The organism is Gemmatimonadota bacterium (genome assembly GCA_009692115.1).
Classification (GTDB): Bacteria; Gemmatimonadota; Gemmatimonadetes; order Gemmatimonadales; family GWC2-71-9; genus SHZU01.
The window spans coordinates 38,365-52,525 of sequence record SHZU01000008.1 but is presented as its reverse complement, the minus strand read 5'-3'; the positions used below and the strand labels follow the sequence as shown (position 1 = coordinate 52,525).

The window sequence follows — 14,161 nt, the reverse complement described above, 5'->3', positions numbered from 1 at the left end:
CAGGAAAGCTTTGGGGAAGAACAACGATAGATGTTGCCCCGTTCCGGCCTGGATGGCAAGGTCACGGGGGGCTCACGGTCAGAATCGTCCGCATGGACTCGAACGAGGGTGCGACGAGTGGCAATTGGTCGGGGTCCTCGAACAGAGCGGCGCCGTCGCCGGGGCGGAGGGCACGGGCCAGCCGGGCCGCGAAAGTATCCCGGAGGACCCTCAAGTAATGCTCGACATCGTAGTCGCGCCGGTCCGGGAGGTCGGGGTCGCCCACGACGGCGGACCCGGTTTGGGTTCGATAGACCCGAATTCGTTCGCCGGCTTTCCACTCGGTCCGGCCGCTTGCCAACAGGGCTTCGTAGGGGAGTTCGCGCCGCCGGGTTCGGGTCTCGAAATACTTGGCCGGCGTCTTGGTGAGGCGAACCCGCGAGGACACCTCGTGGGTCGAGAGGTCGCGGCGACGGAGGGCGCGGACGGTGTCGAGGAACGCGTCGCGGACCCCGACCAGGTCGCCCGCCAGCAAGCGGCGAATCGAGCGCCGCAAAAACGCCTCGCCGAACGGCTCGGCCCGGCTCGACCGAAAGGCCACTCCACGGAGCACCAGGGTGCCGTCGTATTCGAGGAGGGCATAGTTCTTCGGCTCATGCGAGAGCATGGCTTGGTAACGGCCTTCGAACTCGAGCTGCACCAGCGGTGGCAGGAGCGCGGCCACCTCCGCCACCACCCGCCGCTCGTCGACCTCGGTCCACCCGGCGGGCACGGCGAAGTAGACGCCATCCGTGTCGGCCTCGAGCAGGGTGACGCCGCGGGCCGCGAACTCGCGGCACATCGTTTGGAGCAACTCGCGGCCCCGACGGGTGACCTCGTTGGCCGCCTCGACGTCCGCGAACCGGGTCAGGCCCCCGCCCGCCGCCAAGTATCCATAGGCTGAGTTGACGACCAGCTTCATGGCGGCGGAGGTGGCTTCGTGGGTGTAGCGCTCCGCCGATCCGGGCGGTGCGGCTTTGGCGCTGGCTTTAGCGTCGAGCCGCTGCTCGACCAGCCGGTCGACCATCGAGAGCAACGCGCCGAGGGTGTCGCGCGCCGGCCCAATCCGATAGGCCCGCATCAACGACGGATAGAGGCTCGCGACATCGGCTTTGACCACCCGCTCCGCCACACCCGAGGCGAAGAGGTGCAAGGCGGCGCCGCTATGCTCGATGTCCCGGCCGGGCTGATGGGCTGGTAGGGCCCGACCGGCCCGAAGATAGGCTCGCACCAACAGCGGATCGATGATCCCGGTGGCCGCCCCGGCGTCAGCCAGCCGCTCATACCGCCGGGGCGCCATTCGAGCCAGGGCAAAGGCCGCCCCGCCCAGCATTCGAGCCAACCCGGCGACTTCTTCGACGTCGGCGGTGGCGTACCGGCGGACCCGGTCGGGATCGGTCCGATAGACCTCGGCAATCTGGTCGCCCCGGATCAGTTCGCGGTCTTCTTTGGCGAGCCCTAAATGGCGGGCCACCGCCTTCAGTCCATGCCCGGGCAACTCCCGGGTGGCGAAGTCATACCGCTGCACGGCATCCAGGGTGTCGATCAACTCGCGGCCGGGGACCACCATCCGGACGCGGCGGCGGGGGTCGGATTCATTTTCGACCCCGCGTCGCGCTGCCCGCTGGCGGAGGCCGGGCCCCAGACGGCCGAGCCGAAGCGGAACCCGGAGAATCCGGGCCCGGCGGTCCAGAAAGGGCAGGTCGAATCCGTGGAGATTGTGATTTTCGATGACGTCCGGATCGACGGCCTGCACGACCGAGACCAGCCGGGCAATCAAATCGGCCTCGGCGGCATCGCCGGACCCCTGAACCTCGAGGAGCTCGGTGGTTCCATCGGGGTGGCCCACGGCCACCATGAAGATTCGATGCCGGCGGGCGTCGAGGCCTTCGGTTTCGAGATCGAATTGGAGCCGGCGGAGGTGGTCGAACGGCAGGTCGCGAAAGTAGGTTCGCCCGGTGGCCACCAGGTATTGCTCTTCCGGCGGCACCACCAGCACGGACTCCTGGCCCAGCTCGCGGAGGTGGGTGAGGTTTCGGCCGAGCCGGTGGGAGGCGCCTTGGAGCACGGCGGTGGCCAAGGTCCGGGCATCATCAGCGGTGACCAGATAGCGGAGGGCGCCTTCGCCCTCGAGTTCCTGAATGCCGACCCCGGCGCCAGGCCGGGCCACGTCCTCGGCCCGATCGAGCAGGAGCCACGGCCGGAACCGTTCCTCCTCGCGGACGAGAAGGCCGGTGGCGGGGATCCGGCGCCAGACGACGGCGCGGCCGTCGGGATCGGCCCAGACCGAAACGATCCCCGGCGTGGGGTCCCAGCCCCAGAGCCATTGATCTTGACCAGTCTGACTAGTTTTTCTATCGTCGGCCATGGCCAAGAGCTACTCCTGATACGGGTCACCGCACCTGGCGCCCGCGGATGTCTCGGAATCATATTGGACTGGCTCGGTTGCCCCTACCCCCAGATCCTGACATGCCGGCCTGCTGACGCCGTGATGAAGCGTTGAGGTTTCGCATCCGATGAGCGTTACCGCCGATCCGTTCGAAAACGCGACGCATCTCGACACCTGCGCCGTCTGCGCGCAAGAGTACCGCTTCGAAGGCCGGGTCCTCGAAATAATCCGGGGCAAGCTTGGCAAGATCCAAGTACCGGATCGTCTCCTCCAACGCGTCCGCCACGTCCTCGACGAGGAGCGGAGGAAACCCGGCTAAGAGGGCATTATCTTCCGCCGATGGCGACCATCCGGCAAGACGACTTCATCCAGTCTATCGCTGACGCGCTTCAGCACATCTCGTACTACCATCCGCTCGACTACATCCGCGCCCTCGGCGAGGCGTACGAACGGGAGCAGGGTCCGGCGGCCAAGGATGCGATCGCCCAAATCCTCACCAACTCCCGGATGTGCGCCGAAGGACACCGGCCGATCTGCCAGGATACCGGCATCGTCGTCGTGTTCCTGAAAGTCGGGATGGAGGTTCGGTGGGACGCGACGCTCTCGGTGCAAGAGATGGTGGACGAGGGAGTGCGGCGAGCGTACCTGCTTCCCGAGAACGTGCTCCGGGCTTCGATCGTGGCCGACCCGGCCTTTACCCGCCGGAACACCCGCGACAACACCCCGGCGGTGGTCCACGCCGAGATCGTGCCGGGCGACACGGTCGAGGTGAAGCTTGCGGCCAAAGGCGGCGGATCCGAGAACAAGTCCAAGTTCGCGATGCTCAACCCCAGCGATTCGATCGTGGACTGGGTCATCAAGACGGTCCCGCTGATGGGCGCCGGCTGGTGCCCGCCCGGGATGCTGGGTATCGGCATCGGCGGCTCGGCCGAGAAGGCGATGCTGATGGCGAAGGAGTCGCTGATGGAGCCGATCGACATGGCGCAGCTCAAACAACGCGGGCCCGCCACAAAGATCGAGGAGCTCCGGATCGAACTGCACGACAAGGTCAATGCTCTCGGCATCGGGGCCCAAGGACTGGGCGGGCTGGCCACGGTACTCGACGTCAAGATCTTCGACTATCCGACCCATGCGGCCTCGAAGCCGATCGCCATGATCCCCAACTGCGCCGCCACCCGGCACGCCCACTTCACCCTGGATGGCTCGGGGGTGGCCGCGATGCCGGTGCCGAAGTTGTCCGACTGGCCGGCCGTGACGTGGCGGCCCGACGCCACCGCGAAACGGGTCGATCTCGACACCCTCACTCCGGAGGTCGTGCGCACTTGGCACGCCGGCGACCGGCTGTTGCTGACCGGCAAGCTCCTGACCGGCCGCGACGCGGCCCACAAGCGGATTGCCGACCTGCTCGCGAGCGGCCAGGGGCTTCCGGCCGGGGTGGATTTTACCAACCGGGTGATCTACTACGTCGGGCCGGTCGATCCGGTCCGCGATGAGGCGGTCGGGCCCGCCGGACCGACCACGGCCACGCGGATGGACCAGTTTACGGAGATGATGCTTGCCCGGACTGGACTGATCGCGATGGTCGGTAAAGCCGAGCGCGGGCCGAGCGGACTCGAGGCCATCCGCAAACACCAAGCGGCGTATCTCATGGCAGTAGGCGGCGCGGCGTACCTGGTGTCGAAGGCCATTCGCGCGTCGCGAGTGGTGGCGTTCGAAGACCTCGGCATGGAAGCGATCTACGAGTTCACGGTGGAGGAGATGCCCGTCACGGTGGCCGTCGACGCCGCGGGGAATAACGTACATGAGACGGGCCCACGGGAGTGGCAGGAGAAGATCCGCCGGTTACCTGTCCTGGGGTGACCGATCGGCTCGGCGCTGCTCTCGGCTCAGAGCGAAGCGAGCACCACGCAATCGCCGCCGCGGCTCTTGGCCTCGACCAGCGCCGCTTCGGCGGCGGCCAGGAGTTGGCGGTGGCTGCTCCCTTCCTGCGGCACGATGACGGCCACGCCGACCCCCTTCGTGACCGTGGGGAGTGACTCCGACCCGGTGTGGGCGAGGACCAACTCCGCCACATCGGCCCGGGTTCACCTTGCCGCCGGAGCTCTGGCCGGGATGTCCGTTGCGGTGATTCATCGAGGCGACACTCTCCTCTACCGGAGCTATGGCATGGCGGATCTCGAACACGAGATCCCCGGGTCTGACCGGACGGTCTACGCCATCGGCGCGATGACGAAACAGTTCACCGCCGTGGCCCTGCACCACTTGGCCGACCGGGGCCTGCTCGATCTCGACGCCGATGTCCGGACCTATTTGCCTGATCTCAACACCCACAGCCGGGTCATCCCGGTCTGGCGACTCCTCGATCACACCTCCGGGCTCGCTGAATACACCGGACTCCCGGCCTTTGGCGGGTTGAGCGTCCAGACGCTGCCGCGGGACACCATCCTCAGGCTCGTCAACCGGGAACCACTGGTGTTCGAGCCCGGCTCCCAGATGATCTACAACAACACCGGCTTCTTCCTGGGCGCGATGATCGTCGCGCGGGTGAGCGGCCAGTCGTTCGAGGCCTATCCGAGCGACTCTCTCCTCAAACCGCTCGGCATGGGAGACTCCCGGTATTGCGATGCCGCCGCGTTGATCAAGGAACGGGCTCGGGGCTACCAGCGCCGAAGCGGCCAGATCGTCAACGCCACGGTGATCAACCACCATTGGCCCTACGGCGCCGGATCGATGTGCGCCACCGTCCGGGACCTGATTCGATGGAACCAGGCCCTCCATCATGGCGGGGTCCTGCGCTCCGCGACGTACGCGAAGCTGATCTCCCCCCGCCCCCTCGCCGACGGCACGCCGATCCGTTACAGCGGTGGCCTCGCGGTCCACCGATCGTTCAGTCGCGCCACGATCGAGCACGGCGGCGCGATCGACGGCTTCTTGTCGAACGCCGGGTTCTATCCGGACGCCGATCTGCTCGTGATCGTGCTCCAGAACGACCAAGCCCGGGCGCCGACCCTGTTGACCGACGCGCTGGCGTCGATCGTGCTGGGCCGGGTGTCCGCGGCGCCGAACAACCGGCGACCCGATCTCACCGGGCTGGCCGGGGTCTACCGGGGTCTTCGGCGCGGGGGCATCTTGACCGTAACCGTGGACACCACGAACGGGCTCACGGTTACCGTGCCGGGCGCGGAACCGGTCGTGCCGGTCTATGAATCTGAGTTGACCTGGGTGGCGGGTACGACGCGTTATCTGTTCATACGCCGGCCCGGGTCGGCCGTCGAGATTCGAGTGGAACTCCTGTATCGACCGGGAGAGATTTACAGCCACTACCTGCTCCGAAAATAGCGCCAACGAACCGGCGCGATGCAACGACTAACCAGGTCGGACACCCCATGCGATTTCAATTCAGCCTCCTGCTGCTCACGCTCGCTCCGACCGCGGGGCACGCCCAGACGTCGTTCCAGGCAGAGATCCGGACCACATCCTTCGGCGTGCCCCACGTGCTGGCGTCCGACCTGGCTGGCGCGGGTTTCGGTTTTGGCTATGCGTTCGCCAAGGCCGAAATCTGCACCGTGGCCGACCGGTGGGTGACCGTTCGAGGGGAACGCTCCAAGTATTTCGGCGTCGAGGGGGTCCGGGACGGCCGCCAGACGGCCACCAACCTTCAGAGCGACTTCTATTGGAAACGGATCCTCGACCTCGATGTCGTCGGGAGTGAATTGCGGCAACCGGGGCCCCTTGGACCGACTGCGCTGGTCCGCGACTTGGTCCGCGGGTACGTCGCCGGGTACAACCGGTACCTGGCCGACGTCGGCGTGGGCGGGATTCCAGACCGGCGGTGCCAGGGCAAGCCGTGGGTTAGTCCGATCACCGAACAGGACGTGTACCTCCGGGCGCTCCACTGGAACGCCTACACCAGCACCCGATGGATCGGACCGATGAATGATGCCCTGCCCCCGTCGGCGGGCTGGCGGGGATCGGCGCCGAGCCCGGGATTCGGGGCGCTGGAAGGCGCCCCACCGCAAGTGACGATGAGCAACCTGATCGCACTCGGCAGAGACGCCACCGACAACGGCCGGGGCATGCTGTTCGCCAACCCGCACTGGCGGTGGCATGAGCCGGAACGGTGGTTCGAGGCCCAACTCACGGTTCCAGGTAAGCTCAACGTCTATGGCGCGGTCCTCGAAGGGCTGCCATTCGTGCTGTTCGGATTCAACGAGCACGTGGCCTGGACCCACACCGCGAGCGTCCCGAAGCGCGAGACGGTGTATCAGCTTCGGCTCGCCCCGGGAGCGGCCACGTCCTACGAATACGAGGGCCAGGTCCGGCCGATGACGCCCCGGACGGTAACGGTCGAGGTCAAAGAGACCGACGGGCGGCTCACCACCCGGCGGCACACGTTCTTTGAGACCCACTACGGGCCGGTCATCGCCGACGCCGCCTTCGAGTGGACCCCGGTTGCGGCCTACGCGGTCCGGAGCGTCACCATGAGTTTCCGGTGGCTCAACCAGCAAATGGAGATGATGCTGGCCCGCTCGGCCCAGGAACTCGACGAAGCCGGGAAACGGTACCAGGCCTTGGGCTGGCTCAACACCGCGGCCGCGGATGACTCGGGCCGGGTCGTGTACGGCGACCGATCGGCCGTGCCGAACGTGACCGACGCGAAAATCAAACAATGTGTCACGTCCGAAGCGGGCCAGCGGCTCTGGGCCCAGCAACAACTGGCGGTGCTCGACGGCTGGCGGGCGGACTGTGAATGGGCCACCGACCCGGACGCCGTCGTGCCCGGTATCATGGGCCCCGGCAGCCTCCCGTCGTTGGCCCGGACCGATTACGTCACGAACTCCAACGACAGCCACTGGAGCAACAACCCGGCCCAGCCGCTCGAGGGATTTGCCCGGATCATCGGGGACGAGCGAACGCCCCGAAGTCTCCGGACCCGGAACGGGCTCCTGAAAATCGGGCAACGGCTCGCCGGCTCCGACGGGCACCCCGGCCGGGGCTTCAGCCTCGCACAACTCGAGCAGATCACGATGGACAATCGGGTCCTCTCGGGCGAACTTTGGCGAGACTCGCTGGTGGCGCATTGCCGGCGGATGCCGAACCAAAAGGGCATCCCCGAGGCCTGCGATGTCCTGGCGGGTTGGGACCTGACCGATAATCTCGACAGCCCGGGTGCCGTACTCTGGCGGCGGTTCATGGAGAATCTCGGGAGTAACCCGGCGCCGGACGCCGAGTTGTTCACCGTGCCGTTCGACCCGAAGGAACCGGCCACCACCCCGCGCGGGCTCAATACCGCCAACCCCCGGATCACCCGGGCCTTGACCGCCGCGATTGCCGACCTCCGGGATTCCGGGATCCCGTTAGGCGGAATGCTTCGGGCCTACCAAATCGAAGAGCGGGCCGGGAAACGAATCCCGATTCACGGCGGTCCGCCGCAGACCGGGCAATACAACCTGATGATGTCCCAGTCGGGCTGGGTGCCCGGCAAGGGCTGGGACACTCCGGTCCACGGGTCGAGCTACATCCTGTGGGTGCAGTTTACCGACCGGGGACCGGTGGCCCGTTCGGTGCTGGCGCCGTCGCAATCGGATAACCCAGATTCGCCGAACCACGCGGACCAAACGCTGTTGTTCTCGGACAAGAAATCGAAACCGGTGCTGTTCGAGGAGGCCGCGATCCGGGCCGACCGACAGTTCACGACAAAAAAGCTCTGCTCGGCGCCAAAGGCCGCGGCCTGTCGCTAGCGAAACCGGCTTAGAACGCTCTGACGACGAGGATCACCGCGAAGGCGCCGATGACCGAGCCGACGATCGGAATCGGCACCCCCATGAACGCCCCGGCCAAGCCACCGAACAACGCGCCCCAGCCGGCCCGGGACGAACCGCCGTATTTCTTGGTATAGCGGGCGGTGAGGGTAAGCTCGAGAATCTCGGCGAGGGTGGCGAGACCGGCGGCGAGCATCAGCCAGAGCCCTGGCAACCCGAGCGGCATCAGCAGCAACCCCGCCAGTTGGGCCCCGATCAGGAGCGCTAACGCCATTGCTCGAACAACGCCCGGAACTCGGCCGGCCAAGGCTCCGGCTTCCGCGACTCGTTGCCGACCAGCACTTCCACGAATTCGGCAATCGCGACGCACCGCCCGCTCGCGAACACCGCTTGGCCGATGACCACGGACGTGCCGCCGATCCGCTGGACCCGGGTCCCGACCTTCACTTCGTCGCCGAGCCGGGTTTCGTCGAGATACTGAATGTGGGAATCGACCAACACGATGACCGGACCGCGATAGTCGCTCGACAGCGGCTGGATCGGCAGTTCCAGCGACACCCGGCCGTCTTCGAGCCAGCCGGCCAAGTTCACATTGTTGACATGGCCGAGCAAATCCAGATCCCGAAACCGGATCAGGACTGGCGTCCAGTGTCGGAATGACGCCGGATCTTTGAGGGTTGGATCGAGGCGGTCTGCCATGGCCGCGAAAGGTATCGGGGATTCCCGCAGCTAACAACTCTCATTCCGACAAGCACTTAGCCAAGGCAAGCGGAAGATGAGACCCAGGTGAGACTCCGGTGACCGGTCGGTGTAGTTTGGAACTGTCCTGGACCACCCAAACTTCGACCGGAGTCATCCGAATGCGCCCGGCCCACCTGGTCCTGCTTGCCCTCCTTGTCGCCCCGGCCGTCCAGGCCCAAACCCGGTTGAACTTTGCCCCCCAGGTCGGCTTCTACATCCCGACCGAAAAACTCCAGAGTATTGCCACCACCGGCACCGTCGACTCGCTCGAGGGTGGGTTTTCGTTCGGCGCCCGAATCGGGGCCACCTTCGGGAAGCACCTCGGCGTATCGTTCAGCGGCAACTACGTGCCGACGACCTATCAGATCGGGCCGGGCAGCAGCCTCCAGAAGCGCGACGCCAAGCTGTTTACGGGGGCCGGCCAGCTCGTGGTCTTCATCCTTCCGATCACCAGCCCATTGACCCTCTTCGTCAATGGCGGCCTCGGGATGATCAGCCGGGGCGGGGTGGCCTTCACGAACGCGGCCAAGTCCAGCTATCTCACCGGGATTTTCGGGGCCGGCGCGGGGCTTCGACTCGGCGGCATCGGCTTGAGTGTCGGCGCCGATCTCTACAGCTACAATGCCGACTACCTGGTCACGACCCAAACCAGCAGCAAGCTCAAGCAGAAGGACGTCCACCTCAAGTTCGGTTTTGGAGTACCTTTTGGGGTCAGCTCCCAATGAGCTGGGACGGGGGCGGATGGTCCATCGAGAATTTCATCGGACGGGGCACACATCGGTTGGCTTCGGGCGGCCGTGCTCGGGGCCAATGACGGGCTGATCAGCACCAGCAGTTTGGTGGTGGGCGTTGCGGCGGCGGAGCCGAGCCGAGAGGCGATCCTCCTGACCGCGGTGGCGGGGCTGGTGGCCGGCGCGCTGTCGATGGCGGCGGGCGAATACGTCTCGGTCAGCTCCCAAGCGGACACCGAAACAGCCGACCTGGCCCGGGAAAAGCGCGAACTCACCGAGTCGCCCGCGTTGGAGCACGCCGAGCTGACCCAGATCTACCAAAGCCGGGGTCTCAGCCCCGAGTTGGCCGCTGAGGTCGCCCGGGCATTGGCGGCCCACGACGCACTCGGCGCCCATGCTCGCGACGGATTGGGGATGTCTGAAGGCACCCGGGCTCGCCCGATCGAGGCGGCACTGGCCTCGGCTGGCGCGTTTGCGCTCGGGGCAGCCCCGCCCGCGCTGCTGGCCGCCCTGCTCCCGCCGAGCAGCCTCACGTTGGCATTGGTCGCCACGACGTTGGTCTTGCTGGCCGGCTTAGGTGCGCTCGCCGCCCGGCTCGGCGGCGCTCCGGTGTTGGCGGGCACGGTGCGGGTGGCGTTCTGGGGTGCGGTCGCGATGGGAGTGACCTTGTGGGTGGGCCGGTTGTTCGGAGGCGTGACTGTTTAGCCAGGGAGACTCCGATGAAGCCACTGGGCCGCGGCCTCTCGACGCTGGTTGGCGTCGTACTTCTGTATTTCCTGCTGGCCCCGATCCCGATCGAACCAGCCCCGTGGACCCCTACCCCGAACGCCGGGTTCACCGGCCCGTTCGCGCCTAACTCGCTCCTCACGGCTGCCGATACGCTGCTGATGCCCGCACCTGGGCCCGAGGATCTGACCATCGGACCGGACGGCGGGATCTACACCGGGCTCGCGAACGGGACCGTCGTCCGGATCGACCGAACCACGGGGCGGGTTGACGCGATCGCGAATACCGGAGGGCGGCCGCTTGGGCTCCGGTTTGACCGAACCGGCACGTTGATCGTGGCGGACGCGGTCCGTGGTCTCCTCTCGGTGGCGCCGGGCGGAGTGGTAACGGTGTTGACCGATCGCGGCGGCGGGAGGCGGCTGGTGTTTACGGACGCGCTCGACATCGCGCCGGACGGCATCATCTGGTTTTCGGACGCCTCGCAACGGTGGGGCGTCGCCACCGGCGGACTGCTGGACTTCTGGGAGAGCCGGCCCACCGGCCGACTGTTGCGCTATGACCCGGCGTCGGGCGCTACGACGGTCGCGCTCGACTCGGTTGACTTTGCCAACGGCGTGGCGGTTGGCCCGGGCGGGGAGTGGTTGCTGTTGAATGAGACGATGACGGGGCGAATCCTCCGGTACTGGCTTGCCGGGCCGCGAGCCGGCGAATCGGAGGTGTTCATCGAAGGGCTCCCCGGCGTGCCGGACAATATCGGGTACGACGGCCATGGCACGTTCTGGGTCGGGTTATTCGCGCCCAGGAGCCCGGAAACCACCAAGATTCGAGCGATGTCGCCCTTTTTCCGAAAGATGTTGTATCGAGTGCCGGAGCGGTTCCGGGTCCGGGAGGCCGCGGCCTATGGGATGGTGATCGGGATCGATACCACGGGCCAGGTTCGCTCCAACCTGCAGGACCCGACCGGGAGATTCCACGCGACCACGGGTGCCGTGGCCGCGGGTGACACCCTCTACGTCAGCTCGCTCACGCGGAACGTGGTGGCACGAGTCGTCGTGCCGCGGTAGTTATGGCGCCCCCGCCGGCCAACGCGACGGCGCTGCGATCCACTTTGCCATGGTAGCCCGAGACTATCCGACTCGGCCGAGACGGGCGGCTCCGGCAGGCTGGGCCTCGAGTTGGTCGATCAGTTTTTGGAGCCGGGATGGCTGCGGGTCGAGCGCGGCGGCCGCCTTGAGGTAGGGTAGCGGATCGGCCCCGCCCTCAGGCAGTTCGAGCTTCTGCCCCCGGTGCAGGGTATACGGCTTGCCGTTTTCGATCACCAAACACGCGGGCGGCCCCCCGTAGACCGCCGAAAGGCCGACATCGATCATGATCACCTTGCCCGCGTGCCGGGTCATCACCGTCCCGGCGGTCACGGAGTGGCCGATCACGATGTGCTGGACCCCGAAATTGGCCAACACTTGATCAACGTGGGCCGCGAGCGGCGCTTCCTCGCTGGTGGCCAGGCCGCGATACCAGAGCGGCCCTTCACCGTCTTCGGCCATGCCCGGATCCGTTCCGACCACGAGCCCTTGCCTCACGCCGTTGTTGATGTCGCGAAGGGTCGTCGCCGCGTAGTTCGGTCCGATGCCACCGTGGAGGAAGAGGAACCCGTCGCTCATGACCGCGGCGTTGTTCTGGTGGATCCAGGCGCCGTAGCGACCCTTGCTCTCGAACGCCCGCCGGTGCTCGACCCACCCAAGCGGACGTTCGGAACGCTTCGTACTCTCCCGGTGAGACGTAGCGAAGGTCGCCGAGGACCCTCATCGCTTCGTGGTTCCCAATCAGGGCATGGACCTGTCCGCCGGCTTTTTCGGCCTGCGGCGTGAGCTCCATGAGCAAATCCATCACCTGGCGGGAGTCGGGACCCCGGTCGGGCACGTCGCCGGTCTGAACCAGGTGGGTTTGGCCGCCAGCCCACCGGTTCTTGGCATCGATGACGCCGGCCTGGCGGAGGACGGTGGTGAACTGGGCGAAGTCGCCGTGGACGTCGCCGACGGCCACGATCCGGCTGACCCCGACGACGCTGTCTTGGGCCAGGAGGCCCCCAACCGAACCGGCCACGGACAGCAGGATCGACCCGATGATCGAATTCCGCATGGTTCCAAGATATCCACCGGCCGCCATGGTGGCGAGCGGGGCTCGAAAAGCCTAGTTTCTCCCCGTTCGTTCACTTGCCAGGAGCACGGAATGACCATTCGGGTGATGCACATGGGGCTCGGTCCGATCGGGGCCGCCATCGTTCGCCAGGTCGCGACGCGGCCGGGGTTCAAGATTGTCGCCGCCGTCGATATCGACGACAGCCTGGTCGGAAAAGACTTGGGCACGGTAACCGGGCTCGACCGGAAACTCCGGGTCAAGGTCACCGACGACGTGGCCCAAGCGATCAAGCGAGCCAAGCCGGACGTGGTGGTCCTCTGCACCAGTTCGTCGCTCGAAACCGTCGCGGCCCAACTCGAGACCATCTTCAAACGCCGGGTCCCGGTGGTGTCGACGACCGAAGAGTTGGCGTATCCCTACTGCACGCACCGGAAGTTGGCCAAACGGATCGACGCCATGGCCAAGAAGGCGAAGGTGGCCGTACTCGGAACCGGGGTCAATCCGGGGTTCACGATGGATGCACTGCCGATTGCCCTGACCGCCGTGTGCGAGCGGGTCGATGCGATTCACGTGGACCGGGTTCAGGATGCCGCCCGGCGGCGGTTGCCGTTCCAGCAGAAGATCGGCGCGGGCCTCACACTGGCCGAGTTCCAGGAGCGGGTCGCCGCGGGAACGGTCCGCCACGTCGGACTCACCGAATCGATCGCGATGATCGCCGACGCGATGGGATGGCGCCTCGATCGGATTACCGACGAGATTCTGCCCAAGATGGCCGAGACGGCGGTGTCGAGCGAGTTCCTGACGGTGCCGGCCGGGCGGGTCCGCGGCATCATTCAGGACGGCGTCGGTTTCGTGAACGGCGCACCGGTCATTACCCTCCACATGGAGGCCTATCTTGGCGCGCCGGCGTCCTATGATGCGGTGCGGATCACGGGATCGCCGCCGATCTACTCCCGGATCGAGGGCGGCGTCCACGGCGATGTGGCGACGGCGTCCATTACCGTGAACTCGATCCCCGCGGTGTTGGCCGCCAAGCCGGGCCTCCACACGATGCGGAGTCTCCGGCTGCCGTCCTACTTCGGCGGCTGACCCGTTGAACTCTTTCTCCGAGGTAATCATGCGACGATGGACTGGTATCGTTCTCACCGGATTGGCGCTTTGCAGCGCCCCGGTACTCACAGCGCAAGCAGCCCCCAGCACGGCCGCCGGATTCGCCGCAGAGGCACTCCTCCAGTTCAAAGAGTCGATGCCCAAGTTCATTGCCTTGGCCGAGGCCATGCCGGCGGACAAATACGGGTGGAGCCCGGGCCCCGGCGTGATGACCGTCGCCAAGGTGTACGCCCACGTGGCCCACTACAACTACCTCTATCCCGCCACCAGTCTTGGCGTGCCCGCACCCGGAGGCCGGGACGGAGATGCCACCGAGGACATTGCCGACAAGGCCCGGATCGTAGCCCTGCTCAAGGAATCGGCCGAGCACGTTCGCGCCGTCGTGGCGGGGCTTCGTGACCCGTCAGAGGAGACCATCCAATACGGCCGGGCGGTACCGCAGTGGTCCGTGCTGCTTCAATTGGTGGCCCACATGAACGAACATCTCGGGCAATCGATCGCCTACGCCCGGATGAACGGGATCGTCCCGCCCTGGTCCCGCTGAG

At 66.6% G+C, this 14,161-nt stretch carries 14 protein-coding genes and 1 pseudogene; 9 read left to right on the top strand and 6 right to left on the bottom strand.

The window, feature by feature from the left end:
* Positions 1–61: 61 nt before the first annotated feature.
* Positions 62–2,386, bottom strand: a complete 2,325-nt coding sequence (locus EXR94_10425; protein MSR03133.1) for a DNA polymerase II — start codon at positions 2,384–2,386, stop codon at positions 62–64.
* Between the two features lie 148 nt (positions 2,387–2,534).
* Between EXR94_10425 and EXR94_10420 the strand changes: the two genes are divergently transcribed.
* Positions 2,535–2,726: a hypothetical protein gene (locus tag EXR94_10420; GenBank protein MSR03132.1), complete on the top strand. Its 192-nt coding sequence runs from the start codon at positions 2,535–2,537 to the stop codon at positions 2,724–2,726.
* A gap of 20 nt (positions 2,727–2,746) precedes the next feature.
* Positions 2,747–4,267 (top strand): fumarate hydratase, encoded by a 1,521-nt coding sequence (locus EXR94_10415; GenBank protein ID MSR03131.1) that lies wholly within the window; start codon positions 2,747–2,749, stop codon positions 4,265–4,267.
* A gap of 26 nt (positions 4,268–4,293) precedes the next feature.
* On the opposite strand, the gene EXR94_10410 is transcribed toward EXR94_10415, so the two are convergent.
* The gene (locus EXR94_10410) at positions 4,294–4,479 is read right to left on the bottom strand and encodes a hypothetical protein (protein MSR03130.1); all 186 of its coding nucleotides are present in this window, start codon (positions 4,477–4,479) and stop codon (positions 4,294–4,296) included.
* Here EXR94_10410 and EXR94_10405 point away from each other — a divergent pair.
* Both EXR94_10405 and EXR94_10400 read left to right on the top strand, forming a co-directional pair.
* Positions 4,403–5,746, top strand: a complete 1,344-nt coding sequence (locus EXR94_10405; GenBank protein MSR03129.1) for a class A beta-lactamase-related serine hydrolase — start codon at positions 4,403–4,405, stop codon at positions 5,744–5,746. The two genes, EXR94_10410 and EXR94_10405, sit on opposite strands and share 77 nt — an antisense overlap.
* A 47-nt stretch (positions 5,747–5,793) precedes the next feature.
* Positions 5,794–8,148, top strand: coding sequence for an acylase (locus tag EXR94_10400; protein MSR03128.1), 2,355 nt, complete (start codon positions 5,794–5,796; stop codon positions 8,146–8,148).
* Between the two features lie 10 nt (positions 8,149–8,158).
* Here EXR94_10400 and EXR94_10395 read toward each other — a convergent pair whose 3' ends face one another.
* Positions 8,159–8,443 carry a DUF456 family protein gene (locus EXR94_10395; protein ID MSR03127.1) on the bottom strand — a complete coding sequence of 95 codons (285 nt, stop codon included), beginning with the start codon at positions 8,441–8,443 and terminating at the stop codon, positions 8,159–8,161.
* Positions 8,434–8,868: an acyl-CoA thioesterase gene (locus tag EXR94_10390; protein ID MSR03126.1), complete on the bottom strand. Its 435-nt coding sequence runs from the start codon at positions 8,866–8,868 to the stop codon at positions 8,434–8,436. The genes EXR94_10395 and EXR94_10390 overlap by 10 nt, the downstream gene beginning before the upstream one ends.
* A 161-nt stretch (positions 8,869–9,029) precedes the next feature.
* On the opposite strand from EXR94_10390, the gene EXR94_10385 reads away from it, so the two are divergent.
* From EXR94_10385 to EXR94_10375, 3 genes and pseudogenes are all read left to right on the top strand, one after another.
* Complete coding sequence (locus EXR94_10385; GenBank protein MSR03125.1) at positions 9,030–9,635, top strand: hypothetical protein; 606 nt, start codon at positions 9,030–9,032, stop codon at positions 9,633–9,635.
* A gap of 16 nt (positions 9,636–9,651) precedes the next feature.
* Positions 9,652–10,346, top strand: a pseudogene (locus EXR94_10380) (VIT family protein).
* A gap of 14 nt (positions 10,347–10,360) precedes the next feature.
* The gene (locus EXR94_10375; protein ID MSR03124.1) at positions 10,361–11,431 is read left to right on the top strand and encodes an SMP-30/gluconolactonase/LRE family protein; all 1,071 of its coding nucleotides are present in this window, start codon (positions 10,361–10,363) and stop codon (positions 11,429–11,431) included.
* 63 nt (positions 11,432–11,494) lie between these two features.
* Here the strand turns inward: EXR94_10375 and EXR94_10370 are convergent, their stop codons facing one another.
* Complete coding sequence (locus tag EXR94_10370; GenBank protein MSR03123.1) at positions 11,495–11,911, bottom strand: hypothetical protein; 417 nt, start codon at positions 11,909–11,911, stop codon at positions 11,495–11,497.
* Entirely contained in the window at positions 11,895–12,533 is a 639-nt protein-coding gene (locus tag EXR94_10365) for a hypothetical protein (protein ID MSR03122.1), read from the bottom strand. Before EXR94_10365 ends, EXR94_10370 begins: the two co-directional genes overlap by 17 nt.
* Positions 12,534–12,596: 63 nt before the next feature.
* On the opposite strand from EXR94_10365, the gene EXR94_10360 reads away from it, so the two are divergent.
* Complete coding sequence (locus EXR94_10360; protein MSR03121.1) at positions 12,597–13,595, top strand: dihydrodipicolinate reductase; 999 nt, start codon at positions 12,597–12,599, stop codon at positions 13,593–13,595.
* Between the two features lie 28 nt (positions 13,596–13,623).
* Positions 13,624–14,160 (top strand): DinB family protein, encoded by a 537-nt coding sequence (locus tag EXR94_10355; GenBank protein ID MSR03120.1) that lies wholly within the window; start codon positions 13,624–13,626, stop codon positions 14,158–14,160.
* Position 14,161 lies beyond the last annotated feature (1 nt).

What these genes read in the sequence shown, in the direction of transcription:
- EXR94_10425 (MSR03133.1), bottom strand. Translation starts at nt 2,386, where the DNA reads ATGGCCGACGATAGAAAAACTAGTCAGACTGGTCAAGATCAATGGCTC.
- EXR94_10420 (MSR03132.1), top strand. Translation starts at nt 2,535, where the DNA reads ATGAGCGTTACCGCCGATCCGTTCGAAAACGCGACGCATCTCGACACC.
- EXR94_10415 (MSR03131.1), top strand. Translation starts at nt 2,747, where the DNA reads ATGGCGACCATCCGGCAAGACGACTTCATCCAGTCTATCGCTGACGCG.
- EXR94_10405 (MSR03129.1), top strand. Translation starts at nt 4,403, where the DNA reads ATGACGGCCACGCCGACCCCCTTCGTGACCGTGGGGAGTGACTCCGAC.
- EXR94_10400 (MSR03128.1), top strand. Translation starts at nt 5,794, where the DNA reads ATGCGATTTCAATTCAGCCTCCTGCTGCTCACGCTCGCTCCGACCGCG.
- EXR94_10395 (MSR03127.1), bottom strand. Translation starts at nt 8,443, where the DNA reads ATGGCGTTAGCGCTCCTGATCGGGGCCCAACTGGCGGGGTTGCTGCTG.
- EXR94_10390 (MSR03126.1), bottom strand. Translation starts at nt 8,868, where the DNA reads ATGGCAGACCGCCTCGATCCAACCCTCAAAGATCCGGCGTCATTCCGA.
- EXR94_10385 (MSR03125.1), top strand. Translation starts at nt 9,030, where the DNA reads ATGCGCCCGGCCCACCTGGTCCTGCTTGCCCTCCTTGTCGCCCCGGCC.
- EXR94_10375 (MSR03124.1), top strand. Translation starts at nt 10,361, where the DNA reads ATGAAGCCACTGGGCCGCGGCCTCTCGACGCTGGTTGGCGTCGTACTT.
- EXR94_10370 (MSR03123.1), bottom strand. Translation starts at nt 11,911, where the DNA reads ATGGCCGAAGACGGTGAAGGGCCGCTCTGGTATCGCGGCCTGGCCACC.
- EXR94_10365 (MSR03122.1), bottom strand. Translation starts at nt 12,533, where the DNA reads ATGGCGGCCGGTGGATATCTTGGAACCATGCGGAATTCGATCATCGGG.
- EXR94_10360 (MSR03121.1), top strand. Translation starts at nt 12,597, where the DNA reads ATGACCATTCGGGTGATGCACATGGGGCTCGGTCCGATCGGGGCCGCC.
- EXR94_10355 (MSR03120.1), top strand. Translation starts at nt 13,624, where the DNA reads ATGCGACGATGGACTGGTATCGTTCTCACCGGATTGGCGCTTTGCAGC.